This is a genomic window from Pseudomonas sp. PSKL.D1 (assembly GCF_028898945.1).
Lineage (GTDB): Bacteria > Pseudomonadota > Gammaproteobacteria > Pseudomonadales > Pseudomonadaceae > Aquipseudomonas.
In genome coordinates this window covers 5,752,623-5,772,378 of sequence record NZ_CP118607.1, presented here as the reverse complement: position 1 = coordinate 5,772,378, position 19,756 = coordinate 5,752,623, and the positions used below count along the sequence as shown (strand labels likewise).

Genomic DNA, 19,756 nt, shown 5'->3' with positions numbered 1-19,756 from the left:
TGCCTTTTTCCAGTGAAAGCGGGCGGCGACGGTAATCTGCCTGCGGCAGAACGTCGCATTTACGAAGCGAAATAGATTAACACAGGGCTGAAACAGGCCGTAGTGGGTTGCCAGGAGGCATATGAACATCAGGGAATGGCCAGTTGAAGAGCGGCCAAGGGAAAAATTGCTGTTGCGAGGCGCAGGGGTGTTGTCGGACGCCGAACTGGTTGCCGTACTGCTGGGCTCGGGTGTTGCGGGCTGTAACGTGCTGGACCTGGCGCGCGGGCTGCTGGTGCGATTTGGCGGGCTCAGGCAGTTTCTGGAGGCCGACCGCGCGGCCGTTTTGCGCGAGCCGGGCCTGGGGCCGGTCAAGTACGCTCAGTTGCAGGCATTGTTGGAAATTGGTCGGCGATACCTCGATGAAGGCATGGAGCGTGCACCAGCAATGGAAAGCCCGTCAGCGGTGCGGCGTTACCTCAAGGCAATGCTGCGTCATGAGGCCAGTGAAGTGTTCGGCTGCCTGTTTCTCGATACCAAACACCGACCACTTGCTTTCGAAATACTGTTTCGCGGCACTATTGACCGGGCCAGTATCTACCCGCGTGAGGTGGTGCGCCGCTCGCTGTTGCACAATGCGGCAGCATTGATTCTTTGCCACAACCACCCGTCCGGGAACAGTGAACCCAGCCAGGACGACGTGCAGATGACACTGGCGCTCAAGCGTGCGCTGGCATTGATCGATGTGCGGGTGATCGATCACATCATCGTCGGTGATGGGGAACCGTTGTCCATGGTTGAACAAGGGTGGATTGTTGCTTAGGCAAGCCCGCCCCTGTAGAGGGGCGGGCGCGGGCATTAGCGACCCACCGAGACCTTGCTGAAGTCCAGGCGCCCGAATGGGCTCACCTGATAGCCCTCAACCCCTTGGTGCAGCAAGGCCGTGGCCGTCGGATGGGCCAGCGGCACCCACAATGCCTGCTGCTGAATCAGCGTTTGCGCCTGCTGATACAGCCGGCTGCGTACGCTTTGGTCGTTGGTGGTGCGCCCGGCGCTGATCAACTGGTCCAGACGGTTATCGCAGAACCGCGCAAAGTTGGTCCCGGATTTGACCGCTGCACAGGAAAACTGCGGGCTGAGGAAGTTGTCCGGGTCGCCGTTGTCGCCCGCCCAGCCCATGAACAGCAGATCATGCTCGCCCGCCTTCGCCCGGCGAATCAGCTCGCCCCACTCGATGACGCGAATTTCTGCCTTGATGCCGACTTTGCTCAGGTCTGCCTGGAGCATTTGTGCACCAAGGCTGGGGTTTGGGTTGAGCAGGCTGCCCGACGGGCGAGTCCAGATCGTGGTGCTGAACCCATCCGGCAGGCCAGCTTTTGTCAGCAATGCCTTGGCCTTTTTCAGGTCCAGTGGGTAACCGGGCAGGTCCTTGGCATAGCTCCAGGTGTTAGGCGGATAGGGGCCGTTGGCGGCGGTGGCAGTGTCTTCAAACACGGCCTTGAGGTAGGCCTGCTTGTCAAAGGCCAGGTTGATCGCCTGGCGTACCTCAGGCTTGTCCAGCGGCGGGTGCTCACTGTTGATGGCCACAAATGCGGTCATGAAGGCTGGCGTGGTCGCTACCTTGAGGTTGCCGTCCTTGCCCGCTTCGGCAACATCCAGTGGCTTGGGTGAAAGCGCTACCTGGCATTCGTTGCGCTTGAGCTTCTGCAGGCGCACGTTGGCGTCGGTGGTGATGGCGAAAATCAACGGGTCAACTGCCGGCTTGCCGGCAAAATAGTCCGGGTTGGCGCGGTAGCGCACCACCGCGTCTTTCTGGAAGCGCTGGAACACGAACGGGCCGGTGCCTATCGGTTGGCTGTTGAGTTTTTCCGGGGTGCCGGCCTTGAGCAGCTTGTCGGCGTATTCGGCGGAATAGATGGACGCAAAGCCCATGCTCAGGGTTGCCAGGAAGGTGGCATCTGCGTGAGTGAGGGTAAAACGCACAATGCCTGGTTCTGGTGCCTCGATCGACTTGATCAGGCTGCCGAGCTGTAACGACTGGGCGTGCGGATATCCACCTGGCGCTGTTTTGTGCCACGGGTGTGCCGGGTAGAGCATGCGCTGGAAACTGAACAGCACGTCTTCGGCATTCAGTTCGCGCGTTGGCTTGAAATACGGTGTGGAGTGGAACTTGACCGCTTCACGCAGCTTGAAATCGTAGACCAGCCCGTCGGGCGATACCGTCCAGCTCTGCGCCAGGCTTGGGACGACCTTGCCCTGGGCTGCATCGAATTCGACCAGGCGGTTCATCAGCACATCAGCTGATGCGTTGGTGGTGGTCAGCGAGTTGTACTGCACTACGTCAAAGCCTTCGGGGCTGGCTTCAGTGCAGACACTCAGCGGTGCGGCCTGGGCAATGCCTGCGGCAAGCAGGGAAGTGAACAATAAGGAAAGGGCGGCAGCACGCATGGTGGCTCCTTGGCTGATCAGTGGCCCATCTGCCATTGCAGTCTGGAAATGTCCTACCCTAGTGCGCGTAACAAGAAATGACCACCCTCTTTTTCTGGTGTTTGGCGACGAGCGGTCGACAGCGCGGCGGGCGAGTCGCTATGCTGCTCGCGCACGATTTGCAGCAAGCAGATGCTCATCTTCTGTTGTTGTGGCGTAGTCTTTCTGGTATAAAGCAGCGCTCTTTTCTAGGGGCTCGGCCTGTCGCATCAGCGGATCCGGTCGATAAGACCTCCAGAATCACGGCGCCTGGCGCCAAAGACTGAGAGATTAAGCGGCCAACCCATGCCGGGTTGGGCATGTGGTTTTAGAGGGCTGAGTCATGTCGAGAGTCTGTCAAGTTACTGGTAAGGGTCCAGTAACCGGGAACAACATTTCCCACGCAAACAACAAAACCCGTCGTCGTTTCCTGCCGAACCTGCAGCACCACCGTTTCTGGGTTGAGTCCGAGAACCGTTTCGTGCGTCTGCGCGTTTCCGCCAAGGGCATGCGTATCATCGACAAGCGCGGCATCGACGCCGTTCTGGTTGACATCCGTCGCGCTGGCGCCAAGGTCTAAGGAGAACATCATGCGTGAATTGATCCGTCTGGTTTCGAGTGCCGGTACCGGCCACTTCTACACCACCGACAAGAACAAGCGCACCACTCCGGACAAAATCGAGATCAAGAAATATGATCCGGTTGTTCGCAAGCACGTGGTGTACAAGGAAGCCAAGATCAAGTAATTGATCGGCGACCAAAAAAACCGCTTCCTCACGGAAGCGGTTTTTTTTTGCCCGCATGTCAAAAATGCGGCTGTTCTCAACGCATCATCAGGCGGGTAATCAAGCCTTTCGCGTCGGTTTCGATGGCAATGCGGTCATCTCGCTCTTCGCCCGGTTTGATGTCGCACACTTTGATTGCGGGCAAACCAGTGGCTTTGAGGATTTCCGCTTTGATGCCTTCCTGAAAGGGCAGGCCGATCTGGATGCCGGTCATTTCCTGCACCTTTTTCAGCAGCAACTCTTGTGCTTTGGCCTTTTCAGCAGCCTGAGCCATTACCTTTTTCTTCATTTCTTCGATCAAGCTCATCGTCATGATGCACTCCTTGGTTGATGTTCACGCCCGGTTGGGCAGGTTCATACTCCAAAGGCATCGATAGATGACAGCGCTACATAATTACTTCTGTTCAGGCATTACGTAGATTTTGTTGCTCGGCTCCAGCGCCTTCCGGACGCTCTTGAAACCTGCGGGAATCAAAAAAACGATTTCCGGCCTGCAGGATTTTGGCAGCCTCATCGTCTGGTATGAGGCTGCGCTCTGTTCTGTACAAAGAAGCTCAGGTCATTGATCGACGACCTTAAAAAACCCGCTTCCTTGCGTAGGCGGGTTTTTTGCGTGCCGTTCGGTGCTGAAGAATCAGCCGATCCTTATGGCAGTGATCACGCCCTTCCCATCAACCGACACGATTGCCCGATCATTACGGATGTCCCTGGTGATGATGTCTTTAGGGCCCGCTACGACTGCAATCCCGGTTGCTTGCGAGATCTTCGCTTTGATGGCGTCCTCGTAGGGCGTACCGATCAAATGTGCAATCTTCTTGATAAAAACATCTTGGTCCATGATGCGTCTCCTGATGAGAAGCCCGGGTCGGGCAGGCTCATCGTCATGCAACGGGACATCGCGGATGCTTTAGATAATTACTTGTTCTCAAACATTACGTAAATCTTGCGGCACGGCTCCAGCACCTCCCAAGTGCCCTTGAAACCCGCGGGAATCACAAAACGATCACCGGCACGCAGGGTTTTGGCTCCGCCATCCTGGTCGCGCAGCACCGAAACACCCTGGACGATCTCGCAGTACTCGTGCTCGGTGTAACTTACTGTCCACTGCCCGACCTCACCTTCCCACACGCCTGCAGCAAACTGCCCGCAGGGGCTGGAATAGTGGTTGTAGACTGCCTGGTCAGGCTCACCCTTGATGATTTTTTCCGCCGCCGGGCGGTATCGTTCTGCCTCGGTCAGTACCTGGGCGAAATCAATGATGCTGGCGATACTCATGGTACGGCTCCTGTTGTTGTTTAATAAAATGAACATCAGTAGGCTTTTCAGCCTTTCGTGTCAAATATATTGATAGTTTGCATTGGCTGGTTTAGGGTATCGCATGCCTGTGTGCGCTTGCCGCCGGGCCAGCATTCTGACAACGCCTGTGAGTCCTCAGTGCGGCGTTGCACCTAAACAAGAGGAGGAGTTTCGTATGACCACCCTGACTCGTGCAGATTGGGAACAACGCGCCCAGCAACTGAAAATCGAAGGGCGTGCCTTCATCAATGGCGAATACACCGACGCCGCATCCGGTGAGACTTTCGACTGCCTGAGCCCGGTCGACGGACGCTTCCTGGCCAAGGTTGCCAGCTGCGACCTTGCCGACGCCAACCGTGCCGTTGAAAACGCCCGCGCCACCTTCGATTCTGGCGTGTGGTCGCAACTGGCACCGGCCAAGCGCAAAGCCAAGCTGATCCGCTTTGCCGATTTGCTGCGCAAGAACGTCGAAGAACTGGCCCTGCTGGAAACACTGGACATGGGCAAGCCGATCGGCGACTCCTCCAGCATCGACATCCCGGGCGCGGCCAATGCCATCCACTGGACCGCAGAAGCCATCGACAAGGTCTACGACGAAGTCGCGCCGACCCCGCACGATCAACTCGGCCTGGTCACCCGCGAGCCTGTTGGCGTAGTGGGTGCCATCGTACCGTGGAACTTCCCCCTGCTGATGGCCTGCTGGAAACTTGGCCCTGCGCTGGCCACTGGCAACTCCGTGGTGCTCAAGCCGTCCGAAAAGTCGCCGTTGACTGCCATCCGTATCGCCCAACTAGCCATTGAGGCTGGTATTCCTGCCGGCGTTCTGAACGTGCTGCCGGGTTACGGCCACACCGTGGGCAAGGCCCTGGCCCTGCACATGGACGTCGACACCCTGGTGTTCACCGGTTCGACCAAGATCGCCAAGCAGCTGATGGTGTACGCAGGCGAGTCGAACATGAAGCGTATCTGGCTGGAAGCTGGCGGCAAGAGCCCCAACATCGTCTTTGCCGATGCCCCAGACCTGCAGGCCGCCGCTGAAGCTGCCGCAAGTGCCATCGCCTTCAACCAGGGTGAAGTGTGCACGGCAGGTTCCCGCTTGTTGGTGGAACGCTCGATCAAGGACAAATTCCTGCCAATGGTGGTCGAGGCCCTCAAAGGCTGGAAACCAGGCAACCCGCTGGACCCGCAAACCACCGTCGGCGCGCTGGTCGATACCCAGCAGATGAACACCGTGCTGTCGTACATCGACGCCGGCCACAAGGACGGCGCCAAGCTGCTTGCCGGTGGTAAGCGTACCCTCGAGGAAACCGGCGGAACCTACGTTGAGCCGACCATCTTCGACGGCGTGACCAACGCCATGAGAATCGCGCAAGAAGAGATTTTTGGCCCGGTACTGTCGGTAATCGCCTTCGATACCGCCGAAGAAGCCATCGCCATCGCCAACGACACCCCGTATGGCCTGGCTGCCGGCATCTGGACTTCGGACATCTCCAAGGCCCACAAGACCGCCCGTGCCGTGCGCGCTGGCAGCGTCTGGGTCAACCAGTACGACGGCGGCGACATGACTGCGCCGTTCGGTGGCTTCAAGCAGTCGGGCAACGGCCGTGACAAGTCGCTGCATGCGCTGGAGAAGTACACCGAGCTGAAAGCGACCTGGATCAAGCTGTAATCCTTTAGGTCTTTTTCGCGGGTAAACCCGCTCTCACAGGGGCAGCGCCGGCTTTGAGTCCGGCGCTGTCCCTGTGGGAGCGGGTTTACCCGCGAATGGGCCAATGAAAATCCAACAGGGAGTACACATGCGCTGGGCAACCTACTTTGCTGTACTGGCCTCGGTGCTGAGCGTCGGCCTTGCCCTGGGCGTGAGCATGCCGCTGGTGTCGCTACGCCTGGAAGCCTGGGGTTACGGCAGCTTCGCCATCGGCGTCATGGCGGCGATGCCTGCCCTGGGCGTACTCCTGGGCGCCAGCCTGGCCAGCCGCCTGGCTGGTTGGGTCGGCGTTCCCTCGGCCATGCGCCTGTGCTTGTGGGGCGGGGCGTTGTCGATTGGCCTGTTGGCACTGCTGCCCAGCTACCCCCTTTGGTTGGCGCTGCGACTGCTGATCGGCATGTCGCTCACGGTCGTCTTCATCCTCGGCGAGAGCTGGATCAACCAGTTGGTGGTCGAGCAGTGGCGGGGGCGTCTGGTTGCCTTGTATGGCAGCAGCTATGCCTTGAGCCAACTGGCTGGCCCGTTGGTGTTGGGTTTTCTGGGGGCGGACGATGACTTCGGTTTCTGGGCCGCGACGGGTCTGTTGCTATTCGCTCCACTGTTGCTTTTGGGCAGAGGTGGCGCTCCAAGTACTGAGGCCTGTAGCGTAACGTTCCGCGATTTGTTCACCTTTTGCAGGCGGCTGCCGGTGATCGCCTGGGCCATCGCACTTTTCGCCGCTTTCGAGGCGATGATCCTGACTCTGTTGCCGGTGTATTGCCTGCAACAAGGCTTTACCACCGAGGTTGCACTGTTCATGGTCAGCACCGTGGTGGTGGGGGATGCCGTGTTGCAGCTACCCATCGGGGCGCTGGCGGATCACATGTCGCGGCGTACCTTGTTCACAGGCTGCGCGGTTACCCTGCTGGTTTCCAGCCTGGCGATTCCATTGATGCTGCAGACCCCGTTGATATGGCCGCTTTGGGTGCTGTTCGGTGCCAGTGCCGGGGGCTTGTTCACCTTGTCCCTGGTGCTGATCGGCGAGCGGTATAGGGATGATGAACTGGTCCGTGCCAATGCCCACGTGGCGCAGCTATGGGGTATTGGCTGCCTGCTCGGGCCATTGCTGGCAGGCGCCGGTAGCCAGTGGATCAGCGGCCACGCACTGCCATTGCTGATGGCCGTGGGGGCGGCGGGGTTGGTGCTGCTGACTCGACGCCGTGGTGCTTTTGAGCCGTTGTCAGCCTGACGCGCTTACAGCATCTTTTCCAATCCCACGGCCTTGCTGATCCAGGCATTGAGCCGTCGCCACGCGCCACCAGGCTCGGACGTCAGCACGTGCCGCTGGCCATTGTCCTCGGTCACCCACACCAGTTTGTCGTCGATCAGCGTGGGCCGATAGCTCAGTGCTGGCGCCATACCTTGCAGGGCCAGTTCACGGGTGTATTCGGCCAGCTCCGGGCTGTCGACCAGCACTCCGACTTCGGTATTCCACAGAACGGATCGTGGGTCGAAGTTGAACGAGCCGATGAAGGTCTTGCGCCGATCAAAGACAATCGCCTTGCTGTGCAGGCTCGAGTCAGAGCTGCCGTGGAAGCCCAATCCGTGCCGTGATATGGCGTCACCTGGCTGGCGACGCAATTCGTAAAGCTGTACGCCGTGCTCCAGCAACGCCCTGCGATAGGGGGCATAGCCGCCATGCACGGCCGGTACATCGGTGGCTTCCAGTGAGTTGGTTAGCAGTTTCACCGATACCCCGGCGTCAGCGCGCCCAGTCAGGTACAGCAGGCCCGGGTCACCCGGTACGAAGTAGGCCGAAACCAGAATCAACTCGTTGTGCACGTTGGCCAAGTCGGGTGCCAACTGTTGGCTCATCAGCAAGTGCGGGTCGGGTTCATCATCGGCCAGCACTTTGCTCGGTGCGTCCCACAGCGCCTGGCTATGTGCCCAGATCAGTTCATTGCGCCAAACGTCCAGGCGTGGCTGCGACTGATAGGACATCAGGCGGTCGTACAGCGCCTTGCGCTGCACTCTTGCCTGGGCAAGTGAAACCTCCAGGCGTTGGCGGCTGGCATGCAGGTCGCTGGCACTGGGCTGGCGCCACAGGAAGTCGCCAATGGGCCGGCTCAGGGCGCTGTTCCAGTACTGATCAAAACCGTGCCCCAGCTGTTCGGCCACCGGGCCCACACCCAACAGGTCGATATCGGTGAAGTTCAGGTTGGGTTCGGCATCGAAGTATTCATCACCCAGGTTGCGACCACCGACGATGGCCATGCTGTTGTCCACCAGAAACAGCTTGTTGTGCATCCGCCGGTGCTGGCGCGACAGGTTGAACAGTCGGCCTGCGGCACGGGTTACGCCCGTGCTGCGCCCCAGATGCAGCGGGTTGAACAGGCGAATCTGGATGTTTGGATGGGCGTCGAGCGTGCCCATGATGGTATCGAGCCCGTCGCTGGTAGTGTCGTCGAGCAGAATGCGTATACGCACGCCACGGTCGGCTGCCCGCAGTAGTTCATGGACCAACGCGCGGGTGCTCAAGCCATCGTGAACGATGTAGTACTGCAGGTCGATGCTGGCCTGGGCATTGCGGATCAGCTCGGCTCGGGCTCTAAAAGCCTCGTTGCTGTTGGGCAGCAAGCGAAAGCCTGAGCGCCCTTCGTATGGTGCCGCCTGGCGCAGCACGGAGCGGCCAAAGGCAGAATCCTGAGCAGGCAATGCCTGGCTGATTTCGCGCTGCGGGCCGACACTGGCACAGCCTGCCAGGCCAAGCATACCCAGCAGCAGAGGCAGAGCTCGCAGCAATCTCAAGGGCAAATCGTCCTGTTCAGCAATCGCTTTAAGGTTTGGACTCCAGAGGGTGGCGCAAAGTTACGTGTGCACTGCGTCCTCTGCCAGTAGACGAAGGGCGGCTTCGCCTACTTTGCGCACCGCTTCCTCAATTTGCGGTGTTGCGCGTGCTGCGAAGTTCATGCGCAGGCAATGGCGGAACTTGCCCGAGGCGGAAAAGATACTGCCCACGGCAACCTGTACGCCCTGTTCCAGTAAAGCGCGGTTTAGCTGAAGCGTGTCGAAATGTTCGGGTAATTCCACCCACAGCATGAAGCCGCCCTGAGGCCGGCTGACGCGGGTGCCCGCCGGGAAGTAGCGGTTCACCCAGTCGCTCATCTGATCACGCGCACGCTGGTACTGGCTACGCATGCGTCGCACATGAGGGTGGTAGTGCCCGGCGGCAATGAAGTCGGCGATGGCCAACTGCGGTTGGCTGGCCGAGCTGCCAGTGCTGATGTACTTCATGTGCAGCACCCGTTCCAGGTAGCGGCCCGGTGCTACCCAGCCGACGCGAAGGCCTGGGGCCAGGGTTTTCGAGAACGAACTGCACAGCAGCACGCGACCATCGTCGTCGAACGATTTGATGGTACGTGGCCGTGGATAGGTATAGGCCAAGTCGCCATAGACGTCGTCTTCCAGAATGGCCACGTCGTAGCGCTGAGCCAGGCTCAGCAAGGCCTTCTTGCGTGCTTCGGGCATGATGTAGCCGAGCGGATTGTTGCAGTTCGGGGTGATCTGGATGAGCTTGATCGGCCACTGCTCCAGCGCCAGTTCCAGCGCCTCCAGGCTTATGCCGGTGACCGGATCGGTAGGTATCTCGAGCGCCTTCATGCCCAGCCCTTTCAGCGTTTGCATGGCGCCATGAAAGCTGGGCGAGTCGACTGCAACGATGTCGCCTGGCTCGCAAACAGCACGGATGCTGCACGACAACGCCTCATGGCAACCTGTGGTCACCACCAGGTCGGCAGGGCCAACGCGGCAACCAGAATCGAGCATCAGGCGGGCGATTTGTTCGCGCAGGGCGAGGTTGCCATGGATGTTCTCGTAATAAAGCCCGGGCATGTCCTGACGCCGGCTGAGCTGGGCGAGGCTGCGCAGCAAGGGCTTCAGGGTAGGGGTATCGATGTCGGGCATGCCGCGACCAAGCTGGATGACATCCTGGCGCGGCGTGCTGCGTACCAGTTCCAGTACTTGCTCCCACTGAGAGATATCCACAGGGCGCTGAGCGGGGCGACTGACGGCGGGCAGGGCAGGCAGCTGGCGGTGGTCGCTGACGAAATAGCCGGATTTGGGGCGGGGCGAAACCATGCCGCTGTCTTCCAGCGTGCGGTAGGCCTGCTGCACGGTACTCAAGCTGACACCATGCTCAATGCTCAAGGCGCGCACCGATGGCAGGCGCTGCCCCGGGCGATAGAGGCCCTGCTCGATGCGCGCGCCGAGTAGTTCGGCGAGGTTCAGGTAAAGGGTCACGGGCATACTCCGGCGCAGTTATCGGTCGGCGACCAGTACAGATGTGCTGAAAATACCCCATTCAGCTCGCTTTTAGCCAATTCTGTATGGGAATAATAAGGCTGTATTGGTTCTGTATTGTCGCTATTGCCCGGGCGCATGCTTTCTCTGCGGTATCAACTGAATGGGAGAGCGCAGTAATGGGTGGCATGAGCGATGTGCGTTTGCAACTGTTGGCCAAGGAGCTGGAAGCGGGGGAGCAGGCCAAGGTCTTCAATGCCCCGGCAGGGCTTGGCCGATGGGGGCTGATGCTGCACCGCTGGCACACCCGCAGGGCGTTGCTGCAACTGGATGATGAGCAATTGCGCGATATTGGTTTGAGTAGGGACCAGGCCAGGGAAGAGGGCGTCAAACCCTTTTGGAAGGACTGAACCCGCTACCGGGTTCAGACCAACTCTTTGAGCCGATGCCAGAGCATCCCCAGCGCCAGCAACGGCGAGCGTAAGTGTTTGCCACCCGGGAAGGTGATGTGTGGCACTTTGGCAAACAAGTCAAAACGCCCGCTTTGCTGGCCGCTGATCGCCTCTCCCAGCAGGCGGGCGGCCAGATGCGTGGCATTCAGGCCGTGACCCGAGTACGCCTGGGCGTAATAGACATTCGGCTGGCTGGCCAGGCGGCCTATTTGCGGCAAGCGGTTGGCGCCGATGCCGATCATGCCACCCCATTGGTAGTTGATACGCACGTCGGCCAACTGTGGGAAAACCTTCAGCATTTTGGGCCGCATGTAGGCGGCAATGTCTTGCGGGTCGCGGCCCGAATAGTGGCATGCGCCGCCGAACAGCAGGCGGTGGTCGGCGGACAGGCGATAGTAGTCCAGTGCCACTCGCTGGTCACAAACCGCCATGTTCTGTGGCAACAGTTGGCGTGCACGCTCTTCGCCCAAGGGCTCGGTGGCGATGATGTAGCTGCCGGCAGGTAGCACCTTGCCGCCCAACTCACGGTTCAGGCCGTTGTGATACGCGTTGCAGCACAGCACCAGGGTCTGTGCGCGCACTTGGCCTTGCGCAGTGTGCACTTTGACCTGCGGGCCGTATTCAATCCGTGTGACTTCCGACTGTTCAAACAGCCGTACACCCAGGCGGCTGGCCACGGCCGCTTCACCCAGTGCCAGGTTGAGAGGGTGCAGGTGCCCGGAGCCCATGTCGATCAGGCCCCCGACATAGCGGTCCGAACCCACCACGCTGTGGATATCTTCCTTTTGCACCAGGCGCAGTTCGTGCTGGTAGCCCAGGCTGCGCAGTTCTTCGGCATCCTCGGCAAAGCCTTCGAGCTCGCCGGGCTTGTTGGCCAGGTCGCAATAGCCCCAGGTCAGATCGCAGTCAATGGCATGGCGCTCGATGCGGTCGCGGACGATCTCAACAGCCTCAAGCCCCATCAGCTTCATGCTGCGTACGCCCTCTTCACCAATGACCGGTAGAAACTGCTCCAGGCCATGGCCGACGCCGCGGATCAGTTGGCCACCGTTACGGCCGCTGGCGCCCCAGCCTAGTTTGCGGGCCTCGAGCAAAATGACCGACAGGCCTCGCTCGGCCAGTTCAATGGCCGTGTTCAGGCCGGAATAGCCGCCGCCGACAATGCACACATCGGCACTGTGTTCGCCCTGCAGAAAAGGATGATCAGGGTGCTGCGCGCTGCTGGCGGCGTAATAGGAGGCGGCGTGCTGCGCGCTGTGAATCATCTGGGCGGCCCTGGTAGATGGGGGAGGGGGCGAGGATAAGCTGTGGCATTGCGGTGGGGCAACGCGAATGGGCCTATAATCCAGCCACTTTACTTGCCCAACACCCAGCCATGTCCTGCAGCTTCCATAAGACCCAGTTCCTGCGCGAACTCATCCCATCATTCGAATGTGAGCCCGGCTGCCACGATTGCTGTGGCCCCGTGACTGCTTCGGCAGAGGAAATGGCTCGCCTGCCGCGCAAAACCCGGGCTGAACAGGATGCCGCGCTGGAGCGACTCGACTGTGTGCACCTGGGGCCTGATGGTTGCACGGTTTACGGTGAGCGGCCGTTGATTTGCCGGCTGTTTGGCACAACCCCGAAGCTGGCCTGCCCGCGCGGGCGAGGGCCTCAACAGATGATTGAGCCCGCCACCGAACAGTTGGTCCACCAACTGATTGCCAGTACGCGCCAGGTGTTGGTCTAGTTTCAGTCCGGGATGGGCAGGCAGAGGCTCTCTTTCACCTCTTCCATCACGATGTAGCTCTTCGATTCGCGCACGTGCGGCAGCTTGAGCAGGATGTCGCCCAGCAGCTTGCGGTATGACGCCATTTCCGAAATCCGCGCCTTTACCAAGTAGTCGAAATCGCCCGATACCAAATGGCACTCCAGCACATGCGGCAGCTTGAGCACCGCGCGGCGGAACTCCTCGAAGGTATCGCCCGACTTGTAATCGAGGCTGATTTCCACAAACACCAGCAGGCTGCCCTTCAAGTGCTGCGGATTGAGCCGGGCGTTGTAGCCCATGATGATGCCTTCGCGCTCCAGGCGGCGGACCCGCTCGGTGCAAGGGGTAGTGGACAACCCGACTTTCTCGCCCAGTTCAGTGAACGAGATACGCCCGTCATTCTGCAGGATCCGCAGGATATTGCGGTCGATCTTGTCCAGTTCACGCTTGCTCTGGTGCTGGGTTCTCATAGGGGATGCCCCTCCGTGAAAGGCGTTTTTGCCGAGAATTCTCGCCAAATATAGGCTTTTATACAGTGAATTGCACTGGTCTTGAATTCTTATACTGCGCGCATCCATGCCATTTCAACAAAAATGCGGTGCGCCGCGTGCGAGGGTTCAACGATGCGAGTTCTGGTGCTTGGTAGTGGTGTGATCGGTACCGCCAGTGCCTATTACCTGGCCCGGCAAGGCTTTGAAGTGACCGTGGTTGACCGCCAGCCGGCGGTGGCCATGGAGACCAGCTTCGCCAACGCGGGCCAGATCTCGCCCGGGTACGCCTCGCCCTGGGCTGCCCCCGGTGTACCGCTCAAAGCCATCAAGTGGCTGCTGGAGCGCCACGCGCCTTTGGCCATCAAGCTGACCGGCGATGTTGACCAGTACCTGTGGATGGCGCAGATGCTGCGTAATTGCACTGCAAGCCGTTATGCGGTGAACAAGGAGCGCATGGTGCGCTTGTCCGAGTACAGCCGTGATTGCCTGGACGAGCTGCGCGCGGAAACCGGCATTGCCTACGAAAGCCGTACCTTGGGCACCACTCAATTGTTCCGCACCCAGGCCCAGGTAGACGCAGCGGCCAAGGACATCGCCGTGCTCGAACAGTCCGGGGTGCCTTACGAACTGCTCGACCGCGATGGCATTGCTCGCGTTGAACCCGCGCTGGCGGGCGTCAAGGATATCCTGGCGGGCGCTCTGCGCCTGCCAAACGACCAGACAGGCGACTGCCAGCTCTTCACTACCAAACTCGCGGATATGGCGGTCAAGCTGGGCGTGGAATTCCGCTTTGGTCAGGACATCCAGCGCCTGGACTTCGCGGGCGACCGCATCAATGGCGTGTGGATCGACGGCAAGCTGGAAACAGCAGACCGTTACGTGCTGGCACTGGGCAGCTATTCGCCGCAGATGCTAAAACCGCTTGGCATCAAGGCACCGGTTTACCCGCTCAAGGGCTACTCGCTGACCGTACCGATCACCAATGCCGACATGGCGCCGACTTCGACCATTCTGGACGAAACCTACAAGGTGGCCATTACCCGTTTCGACAACCGCATCCGCGTTGGCGGCATGGCTGAAATTGCCGGTTTTGACTTGTCACTTAACCCGCGTCGACGTGAAACGCTGGAGATGATCGTCAACGACCTTTATCCTCGTGGCGGCGACCTGAGCCAAGCCAGTTTCTGGACCGGCCTGCGCCCGGCAACACCGGACGGTACGCCGATTGTGGGTGCCACCAAGTTCCGCAACCTGTACTTGAACACTGGCCACGGAACGCTGGGCTGGACCATGGCATGCGGCTCCGGCCGTTTGCTGGCGGACCTGATTGCGCGCAAGAAGCCGCAGATCAGCGCCGAGGGGTTGGACATTTCCCGGTATGGCAACAGCCGTGAAGTGGCCAAGCATGGCCAGACGGCGCCTGTTCATCAGCAATAGGGTTGGCCCTACCGCGGCTAAAGCCGCTCCTGCAGGGAGCGGCTTTAGCCGCGAAGGAACCACCACCGTTTTTAACCAGAACCACCATAAGGCAGCCGCCATGCGCCCCGCCCGTGCCCTGATCGACCTTCAAGCCCTCCGCCACAACTACCGCCTCGCCCGTGAGCTCACCGGTGCCAAAGCCTTAGCCGTGATCAAGGCCGATGCCTACGGCCACGGAGCCGTACGCTGCGCCCTGGCCCTGGAGGCTGAAGCGGATGGCTTTGCCGTGGCCTGTATCGAAGAAGCGCTGGAGCTGCGCGCCGCTGGCATCAAAGCCCCGGTCTTGTTGCTTGAGGGCTTTTTCGAAGCCAGCGAACTGGCGTTGATCGCCGAACATGACCTGTGGTGCGTGGTGCATTCGCTGTGGCAATTGGAAGCAATTGAACAAACTCCGGTGCACAAGCCTCTGACCCTCTGGCTGAAACTCGACAGCGGCATGCATCGTGTCGGCTTGCATCCCAAGGACTACCACGAGGCTTACCAGCGCTTGTTGGCCAGCGGCAAAGTCTCGCGCATCGTGCTGATGAGCCACTTCGCCCGCGCTGACGAGCCGGAGGCCGATGCCACCGCCCAGCAAATCGCCGTGTTCGAAGCAGCACGCCAAGGCCTGGCCGCCGAATGCAGCCTGCGCAATTCGCCGGGCGTATTGGCTTGGCCACAAGCGCCAAGCGACTGGGTACGGCCTGGCATCATGCTGTACGGCGCTACCCCGTTCGAGGTGCAACAGCCCCACGCCGCGCGCCTGCAGCCAGTGATGACCCTGCAATCCCGGGTTATCAGCGTGCGAGAGTTGCCGGCCGGCGAGCCGGTCGGCTACGGCGCCAAATACATCAGCTCGCGACCGACCCGGGTTGGCGTGGTCGCAATGGGCTATGCCGACGGCTACCCACGCCATGCGCCTACCGGTACCCCGGTGATGGTGGCCGGCAAACGCAGCCAGCTGATCGGCCGGGTTTCCATGGACATGCTGTGCATCGACCTCACCGACGTACCCGAAGCCACCATCGGCAGCCCGGTCGAACTGTGGGGCAAGCAAGTACTGGCCAGCGACGTGGCCCTGCACGCTGAAACCATTCCGTACGAAATATTCTGCAACCTGAAGCGCGTGCCGCTGGACTATCACGGCGAATAAGGCGCCGAAGCGGACAGGTTGAGGGGCGGTGTGTTGTAAATTCTGAACGGCATTGCCATGATATCGTTCACATGCACCCCGCCATCTCACCGTTTCAGGAGGCTCCAGCTTTGGACGTCGGCGAACGACTGCAAGCCATCCGCAAGCTCAAGGGCCTTTCCCAGCGTGAGCTGGCCAAACGCGCTGGCGTAACCAACAGCACCATCTCGATGATCGAGAAAAACAGCGTGAGCCCCTCCATCAGCTCGCTGCGCAAGGTGCTGAGCGGTATTCCGATGTCGATGGTGGAGTTCTTCTCGGTTGAGCTGGAGCCTGAAAGCCCCACTCAGGTCGTTTACAAGGCCCACGAGCTGATCGACATTTCCGATGGCGCGGTCACCATGAAACTGGTGGGCAAGTCGCACCCTAACCGGGCGATTGCATTTCTCAACGAGGTATACCCACCGGGTGCAGATACCGGCGAAGAAATGCTCACCCATGACGGCGAAGAAACCGGCATTTTGCTTGAAGGCCGCCTGGAACTGGTGGTCGGCAACGAGATCTTCATCCTCGAAGAAGGCGACAGCTACTACTTCGAAAGCACCCGCCCGCACCGTTTTCGCAACCCGTTCGACCAGCCTGCCAGGCTGATCAGTGCAGCCACGCCATCGAATTTTTGATCCAGCGCAGTGCATTGATTCGCTAATACCCCTTTCCAGAGTAGGGTCGTTTCACGGCTTCCGGGTTCCCGCTATACTTTTCAACGCTCGCATTACCGTGGCCGCGGGCGTGATTAGCCACCATGAGGGTGTTCGCGTGAACCAAATCAAGAAGATGCTGGCCGTACCAGCCGCCGTATTCGCCCTCTGGGCACTCCATGCAACTGCTGCAACCAACGACGACATCGCCAAGCGCCTTGAGCCGGTCGGCCAGGTGTGCGTGCAAGGCCAGGAATGCAAGGGCATGGAAGTGGTTGCCTCGGCGGGTGGCGGTGGTGCAAAGACGCCGGATGAAATCATCGCCAAGCATTGCAACGCCTGCCATGGCAGCGGGCTGCTGGGTGCGCCGAAGATCGGTGACACGGCGGCGTGGAAGGAGCGTGCCGACCATCAGGGCGGCCTGGACGGCATCCTGGCCAAGGCCATTACCGGCATCAATGCGATGCCGCCGAAGGGCACCTGTGCCGATTGTTCGGATGATGATCTGAAAGGGGCGATCAAGAAAATGTCGGGGTTGTAAGCCGCAAACGAATTGCATGAGGCCCGTCTTTTTTGGCGGGCTTTGTTTTTGTGTTGTCAGTGCTGGCCTTTCGCGGATGAATCCGCTCCTACAGGTAACGCGCAGCCTGTAGGAGCGGATTTATCCGCGAGAGGCCAGTACAGGCAACAAACCAGCTCCCAGTCATGTCCAACCCCTGACCCCAAGGAAGACTCAGGAGGCCCAGATGCATCTCTGCTCCACCGAACTGGCTGTCGAGCAAGTCCTGGCGCGCCTGCCTGCCCATATACACATGGGCCTGCCGCTGGGCCTTGGCAAACCCAACGCGTTCGTGAATGCGTTGTACAAACGGGTTCGCGAATTGCCTGAGCGCCGTCTGACCATCTACACCGCCCTCAGCCTCGGTCGCCCGCCACTGGGCGATGGCCTGCAACGGCGCTTCCTCGAACCCTTCATCGATCGCGTATTTGCCGATTACGAAGAGCTCGACTACCTCGCGGACCTGCGCAATGACAGCCTGCCGCCGAACATCCGCGTCGAGCAGTTTTTCATGCAGCCCGGCAGCCTGATGCACAGCGAGCCCGCGCAGCAGGACTACGTCAGCAGCAACTACAGCCATGCAGCCCGCGATATCAACGCCAAGGGTTTGAACCTGGTCGCGCAACTGGTTGCCACCACGCCCGAGCGCCCGAATCACCTGAGCCTCGCCTGTAACCCCGACATCACTCTCGACCTGTTGCCGATGATCACCAAGCGCCGCGCCGCTGGCGAAACCATCCTGATGCTCGGCCAGGTCCACGCTGAACTGCCTTACATGCCCGGCGATGCCGAGCTGGCGATCGATGCCTTCGACCTGTTGCTCGATGAGCCGGAGCAACGCCGCTTGTTCTCGACGCCCAACATGCCGGTCACCACCCAGGACCACTGCATCGGCCTTTATGCGAGCACGCTGGTGCGCGATGGCGGCACACTGCAGATCGGCATTGGCGCAATGGGCGATGCCGTTACGGCAGCGTTGCTGGCGAGGCAGGGCGATAACGGTGGCTACCGTGCGCTCATGGATGAGCTGGACGCTGGCCCGTGGCACGACATGATCGAGCGGGAAGGGGGGCTGGATGCCTTCGCCCAAGGCTTGTACGGCTGCAGTGAAATGTTCGTCAACGGCCTGCTGGTGCTGGCCGAAGCCGGTGTGGTGCGGCGCCCGGCTGACGAACAGGGTGTACTGGTGCATGGCGGCTTTTTCCTGGGGCCGCGTGCGTTCTACCAACGGCTGCGAGAGATGCCGCTTGAGCAGCGCGCGCATTTCATGATGACGCGCATCAGCTTCATCAACGAGCTGTATGGGCAGGAGGAACTGAAACGCCGGCAGCGGCGCGACGCACGCTTCATCAACACGGCCTTCGGCATGACCCTGCTGGGTGCGGGGGTGGCCGACCAGCTGGAGGACGGGCGTGTGCTCAGCGGCGTGGGCGGGCAATACAACTTCGTTGCCCAGGGCCATGCATTGGAAGGTGGGCGTTCCATCCTGTTGCTGCGCAGTTGGCGCGAGGCCGGTGGGGAAGTGAGCTCAAACCTGCTTTGGCAGTACGGCCACTGCACGATCCCCCGGCACCTGCGCGATATCGTGGTGACCGAATACGGCATTGCTGACTTGCGAGGGCAAACTGACAGTGAAGTGATTGCGCGCTTGCTCGCCATCACCGACTCAAGGTTCCAGGCTGGGCTGATCGAGCAGGCAAAGGATGCTGGCAAACTGGCCAAGGGCTTCGAGCTTGATGCGCGTTACGCAGACAACACGCCCGAGCGGCTGGAGGCGATTCATGCCCGGCATTCGAGGTTGTTCCCGGAATATCCGCTTGGGACCGATTTCACTCCAGAGGAGCGTGATTTGCTGCGGGCGCTGAACTGGTTGAAGAGCAAGTTCAGGTTGAGTGAGGTGCTGGAATTAGGCAAGGCGGCAATCGATGCGCCAGGGCCGGGAGGGTATGAGGCGCACTTGGCGCGGATGCGGCTTGGTGATCCGCAGGGGTTGAAAGAGGAAATGTACCGACGGCTTTTGCTAGCGGGGCTTGCTGCGACCGCGTAGCGGTCATCGCGGATAAATCCGCTCCTACAGAGGCCGTGTAGGAGCGGATTTATCCGCGATGCAGGCGCTACGATCAATCGATGAAGCTGACCACGCCACCTTCCAGCGATTTGACCCGGGCCAGCGATTCAACGCGGTAACCCTGGCTGTCCAGTTCGGCACGGCCGCCCTGGAACGACTTCTCGATCACGATACCCAGGCCCGCCACGGTAGCGCCGGCCTGCTTGATGATCGAAATCAGTGCCTGGGACGCCTTGCCGTTGGCGAGGAAGTCGTCAATTACCAGCACGCGGTCACTGCTGTTGAGGTGGCGCGGCGAGATGGCCACGGTGTTCTCGGTCTGCTTGGTGAAGGAATACACCGAGGCAGTCAGCAGGTTTTCAGTCAGGGTCAGCGACTGGTGCTTACGCGCGAAGATCACCGGAACACCCAGCTTCAGGCCGGTCATCACTGCCGGGGCGATGCCCGACGCTTCGATGGTGACGATCTTGGTCACGCCCGAGTCAGCGAACAGGCGGGCGAACTCGTCACCGATCAGCTGCATCAGTGCAGGGTCGATCTGGTGGTTGAGAAACGCGTCGACTTTGAGAACCTGATCGGAAAGCACGATGCCTTCTTCGCGAATCTTCTGCTGCAGTGCTTCCACTGTGTATCTCC

Annotated in this window: 21 protein-coding genes; 12 read left to right on the top strand and 9 right to left on the bottom strand. The window is 60.3% G+C overall.

Annotated features, from left to right (window positions below; genetic code table 11):
* Nucleotides 1-121 precede the first annotated feature (121 nt).
* Nucleotides 122-802 (top strand): RadC family protein, encoded by a 681-nt coding sequence (radC, locus tag PVV54_RS25980; RefSeq protein WP_274907925.1) that lies wholly within the window; start codon nucleotides 122-124, stop codon nucleotides 800-802.
* A gap of 35 nt (nucleotides 803-837) precedes the next feature.
* Here radC and PVV54_RS25975 read toward each other — a convergent pair whose 3' ends face one another.
* Nucleotides 838-2,427, bottom strand: coding sequence for an ABC transporter substrate-binding protein (locus PVV54_RS25975; RefSeq protein WP_274907924.1), 1,590 nt, complete (start codon nucleotides 2,425-2,427; stop codon nucleotides 838-840).
* A gap of 361 nt (nucleotides 2,428-2,788) precedes the next feature.
* On the opposite strand from PVV54_RS25975, the gene rpmB reads away from it, so the two are divergent.
* Together rpmB and rpmG are read left to right on the top strand one after the other, a co-directional pair.
* Nucleotides 2,789-3,025 (top strand): 50S ribosomal protein L28, encoded by a 237-nt coding sequence (rpmB, locus tag PVV54_RS25970; protein ID WP_008091535.1) that lies wholly within the window; start codon nucleotides 2,789-2,791, stop codon nucleotides 3,023-3,025.
* 10 nt (nucleotides 3,026-3,035) lie between these two features.
* Complete coding sequence (gene rpmG / locus PVV54_RS25965) at nucleotides 3,036-3,191, top strand: 50S ribosomal protein L33 (protein WP_003253507.1); 156 nt, start codon at nucleotides 3,036-3,038, stop codon at nucleotides 3,189-3,191.
* Between the two features lie 76 nt (nucleotides 3,192-3,267).
* Here rpmG and PVV54_RS25960 read toward each other — a convergent pair whose 3' ends face one another.
* The 3 genes from PVV54_RS25960 to PVV54_RS25950 all read right to left on the bottom strand — a co-directional run bounded on the left by PVV54_RS25960 (nucleotide 3,268) and on the right by PVV54_RS25950 (nucleotide 4,505).
* Complete coding sequence (locus PVV54_RS25960; protein WP_274907923.1) at nucleotides 3,268-3,543, bottom strand: hypothetical protein; 276 nt, start codon at nucleotides 3,541-3,543, stop codon at nucleotides 3,268-3,270.
* A gap of 321 nt (nucleotides 3,544-3,864) precedes the next feature.
* Entirely contained in the window at nucleotides 3,865-4,068 is a 204-nt protein-coding gene (locus tag PVV54_RS25955) for an I78 family peptidase inhibitor (RefSeq protein WP_274907922.1), read from the bottom strand.
* Between the two features lie 77 nt (nucleotides 4,069-4,145).
* Nucleotides 4,146-4,505, bottom strand: a complete 360-nt coding sequence (locus tag PVV54_RS25950) for a cupin domain-containing protein (RefSeq protein WP_274907921.1) — start codon at nucleotides 4,503-4,505, stop codon at nucleotides 4,146-4,148.
* Between the two features lie 196 nt (nucleotides 4,506-4,701).
* On the opposite strand from PVV54_RS25950, the gene PVV54_RS25945 reads away from it, so the two are divergent.
* Both PVV54_RS25945 and PVV54_RS25940 read left to right on the top strand, forming a co-directional pair.
* The gene (locus PVV54_RS25945) at nucleotides 4,702-6,195 is read left to right on the top strand and encodes an aldehyde dehydrogenase (RefSeq protein WP_274907920.1); all 1,494 of its coding nucleotides are present in this window, start codon (nucleotides 4,702-4,704) and stop codon (nucleotides 6,193-6,195) included.
* Between the two features lie 127 nt (nucleotides 6,196-6,322).
* Nucleotides 6,323-7,462: an MFS transporter gene (locus PVV54_RS25940; RefSeq protein WP_274907919.1), complete on the top strand. Its 1,140-nt coding sequence runs from the start codon at nucleotides 6,323-6,325 to the stop codon at nucleotides 7,460-7,462.
* A gap of 5 nt (nucleotides 7,463-7,467) precedes the next feature.
* On the opposite strand, the gene PVV54_RS25935 is transcribed toward PVV54_RS25940, so the two are convergent.
* Nucleotides 7,468-9,021, bottom strand: coding sequence for a phospholipase D family protein (locus tag PVV54_RS25935; protein ID WP_274907918.1), 1,554 nt, complete (start codon nucleotides 9,019-9,021; stop codon nucleotides 7,468-7,470).
* A gap of 60 nt (nucleotides 9,022-9,081) precedes the next feature.
* A complete protein-coding gene (locus PVV54_RS25930) occupies nucleotides 9,082-10,512 on the bottom strand; it encodes an aminotransferase-like domain-containing protein (protein WP_274907917.1) in 1,431 nt (476 codons plus the stop codon).
* A 179-nt stretch (nucleotides 10,513-10,691) separates the two neighbouring features.
* On the opposite strand from PVV54_RS25930, the gene PVV54_RS25925 reads away from it, so the two are divergent.
* A complete protein-coding gene (locus tag PVV54_RS25925) occupies nucleotides 10,692-10,922 on the top strand; it encodes a DUF1127 domain-containing protein (RefSeq protein ID WP_274907916.1) in 231 nt (76 codons plus the stop codon).
* A 14-nt stretch (nucleotides 10,923-10,936) separates the two neighbouring features.
* On the opposite strand, the gene PVV54_RS25920 is transcribed toward PVV54_RS25925, so the two are convergent.
* Nucleotides 10,937-12,229, bottom strand: coding sequence for an NAD(P)/FAD-dependent oxidoreductase (locus tag PVV54_RS25920; protein ID WP_274907915.1), 1,293 nt, complete (start codon nucleotides 12,227-12,229; stop codon nucleotides 10,937-10,939).
* 110 nt (nucleotides 12,230-12,339) lie between these two features.
* On the opposite strand from PVV54_RS25920, the gene PVV54_RS25915 reads away from it, so the two are divergent.
* Nucleotides 12,340-12,693, top strand: coding sequence for a YkgJ family cysteine cluster protein (locus PVV54_RS25915; RefSeq protein ID WP_274907914.1), 354 nt, complete (start codon nucleotides 12,340-12,342; stop codon nucleotides 12,691-12,693).
* Between the two features lie 2 nt (nucleotides 12,694-12,695).
* Here the strand turns inward: PVV54_RS25915 and dadR are convergent, their stop codons facing one another.
* Nucleotides 12,696-13,184 (bottom strand): transcriptional regulator DadR, encoded by a 489-nt coding sequence (gene dadR / locus PVV54_RS25910; protein WP_003258963.1) that lies wholly within the window; start codon nucleotides 13,182-13,184, stop codon nucleotides 12,696-12,698.
* Nucleotides 13,185-13,337: 153 nt separating this feature from the next.
* Between dadR and dadA the strand changes: the two genes are divergently transcribed.
* The 5 genes from dadA (at nucleotide 13,338) to PVV54_RS25885 (ending at nucleotide 19,099) form a co-directional block, all read left to right on the top strand.
* Nucleotides 13,338-14,642 carry a D-amino acid dehydrogenase gene (gene dadA / locus PVV54_RS25905; protein WP_274907913.1) on the top strand — a complete coding sequence of 435 codons (1,305 nt, stop codon included), beginning with the start codon at nucleotides 13,338-13,340 and terminating at the stop codon, nucleotides 14,640-14,642.
* A gap of 100 nt (nucleotides 14,643-14,742) precedes the next feature.
* A complete protein-coding gene (gene alr / locus PVV54_RS25900) occupies nucleotides 14,743-15,816 on the top strand; it encodes an alanine racemase (RefSeq protein WP_274907912.1) in 1,074 nt (357 codons plus the stop codon).
* A gap of 110 nt (nucleotides 15,817-15,926) precedes the next feature.
* Nucleotides 15,927-16,475, top strand: a complete 549-nt coding sequence (locus PVV54_RS25895) for a cupin domain-containing protein (RefSeq protein ID WP_274910505.1) — start codon at nucleotides 15,927-15,929, stop codon at nucleotides 16,473-16,475.
* 154 nt (nucleotides 16,476-16,629) lie between these two features.
* Nucleotides 16,630-17,034, top strand: coding sequence for a c-type cytochrome (locus tag PVV54_RS25890; protein WP_274910504.1), 405 nt, complete (start codon nucleotides 16,630-16,632; stop codon nucleotides 17,032-17,034).
* A gap of 205 nt (nucleotides 17,035-17,239) precedes the next feature.
* On the top strand, nucleotides 17,240-19,099 hold the full coding sequence (locus PVV54_RS25885; protein WP_274907911.1) for an acetyl-CoA hydrolase/transferase C-terminal domain-containing protein: 1,860 nt from the start codon (nucleotides 17,240-17,242) through the stop codon (nucleotides 19,097-19,099).
* Nucleotides 19,100-19,172: 73 nt separating this feature from the next.
* Here PVV54_RS25885 and xpt read toward each other — a convergent pair whose 3' ends face one another.
* Nucleotides 19,173-19,745 (bottom strand): xanthine phosphoribosyltransferase, encoded by a 573-nt coding sequence (xpt, locus tag PVV54_RS25880; protein ID WP_213658889.1) that lies wholly within the window; start codon nucleotides 19,743-19,745, stop codon nucleotides 19,173-19,175.
* Nucleotides 19,746-19,756: the final 11 nt, after the last annotated feature.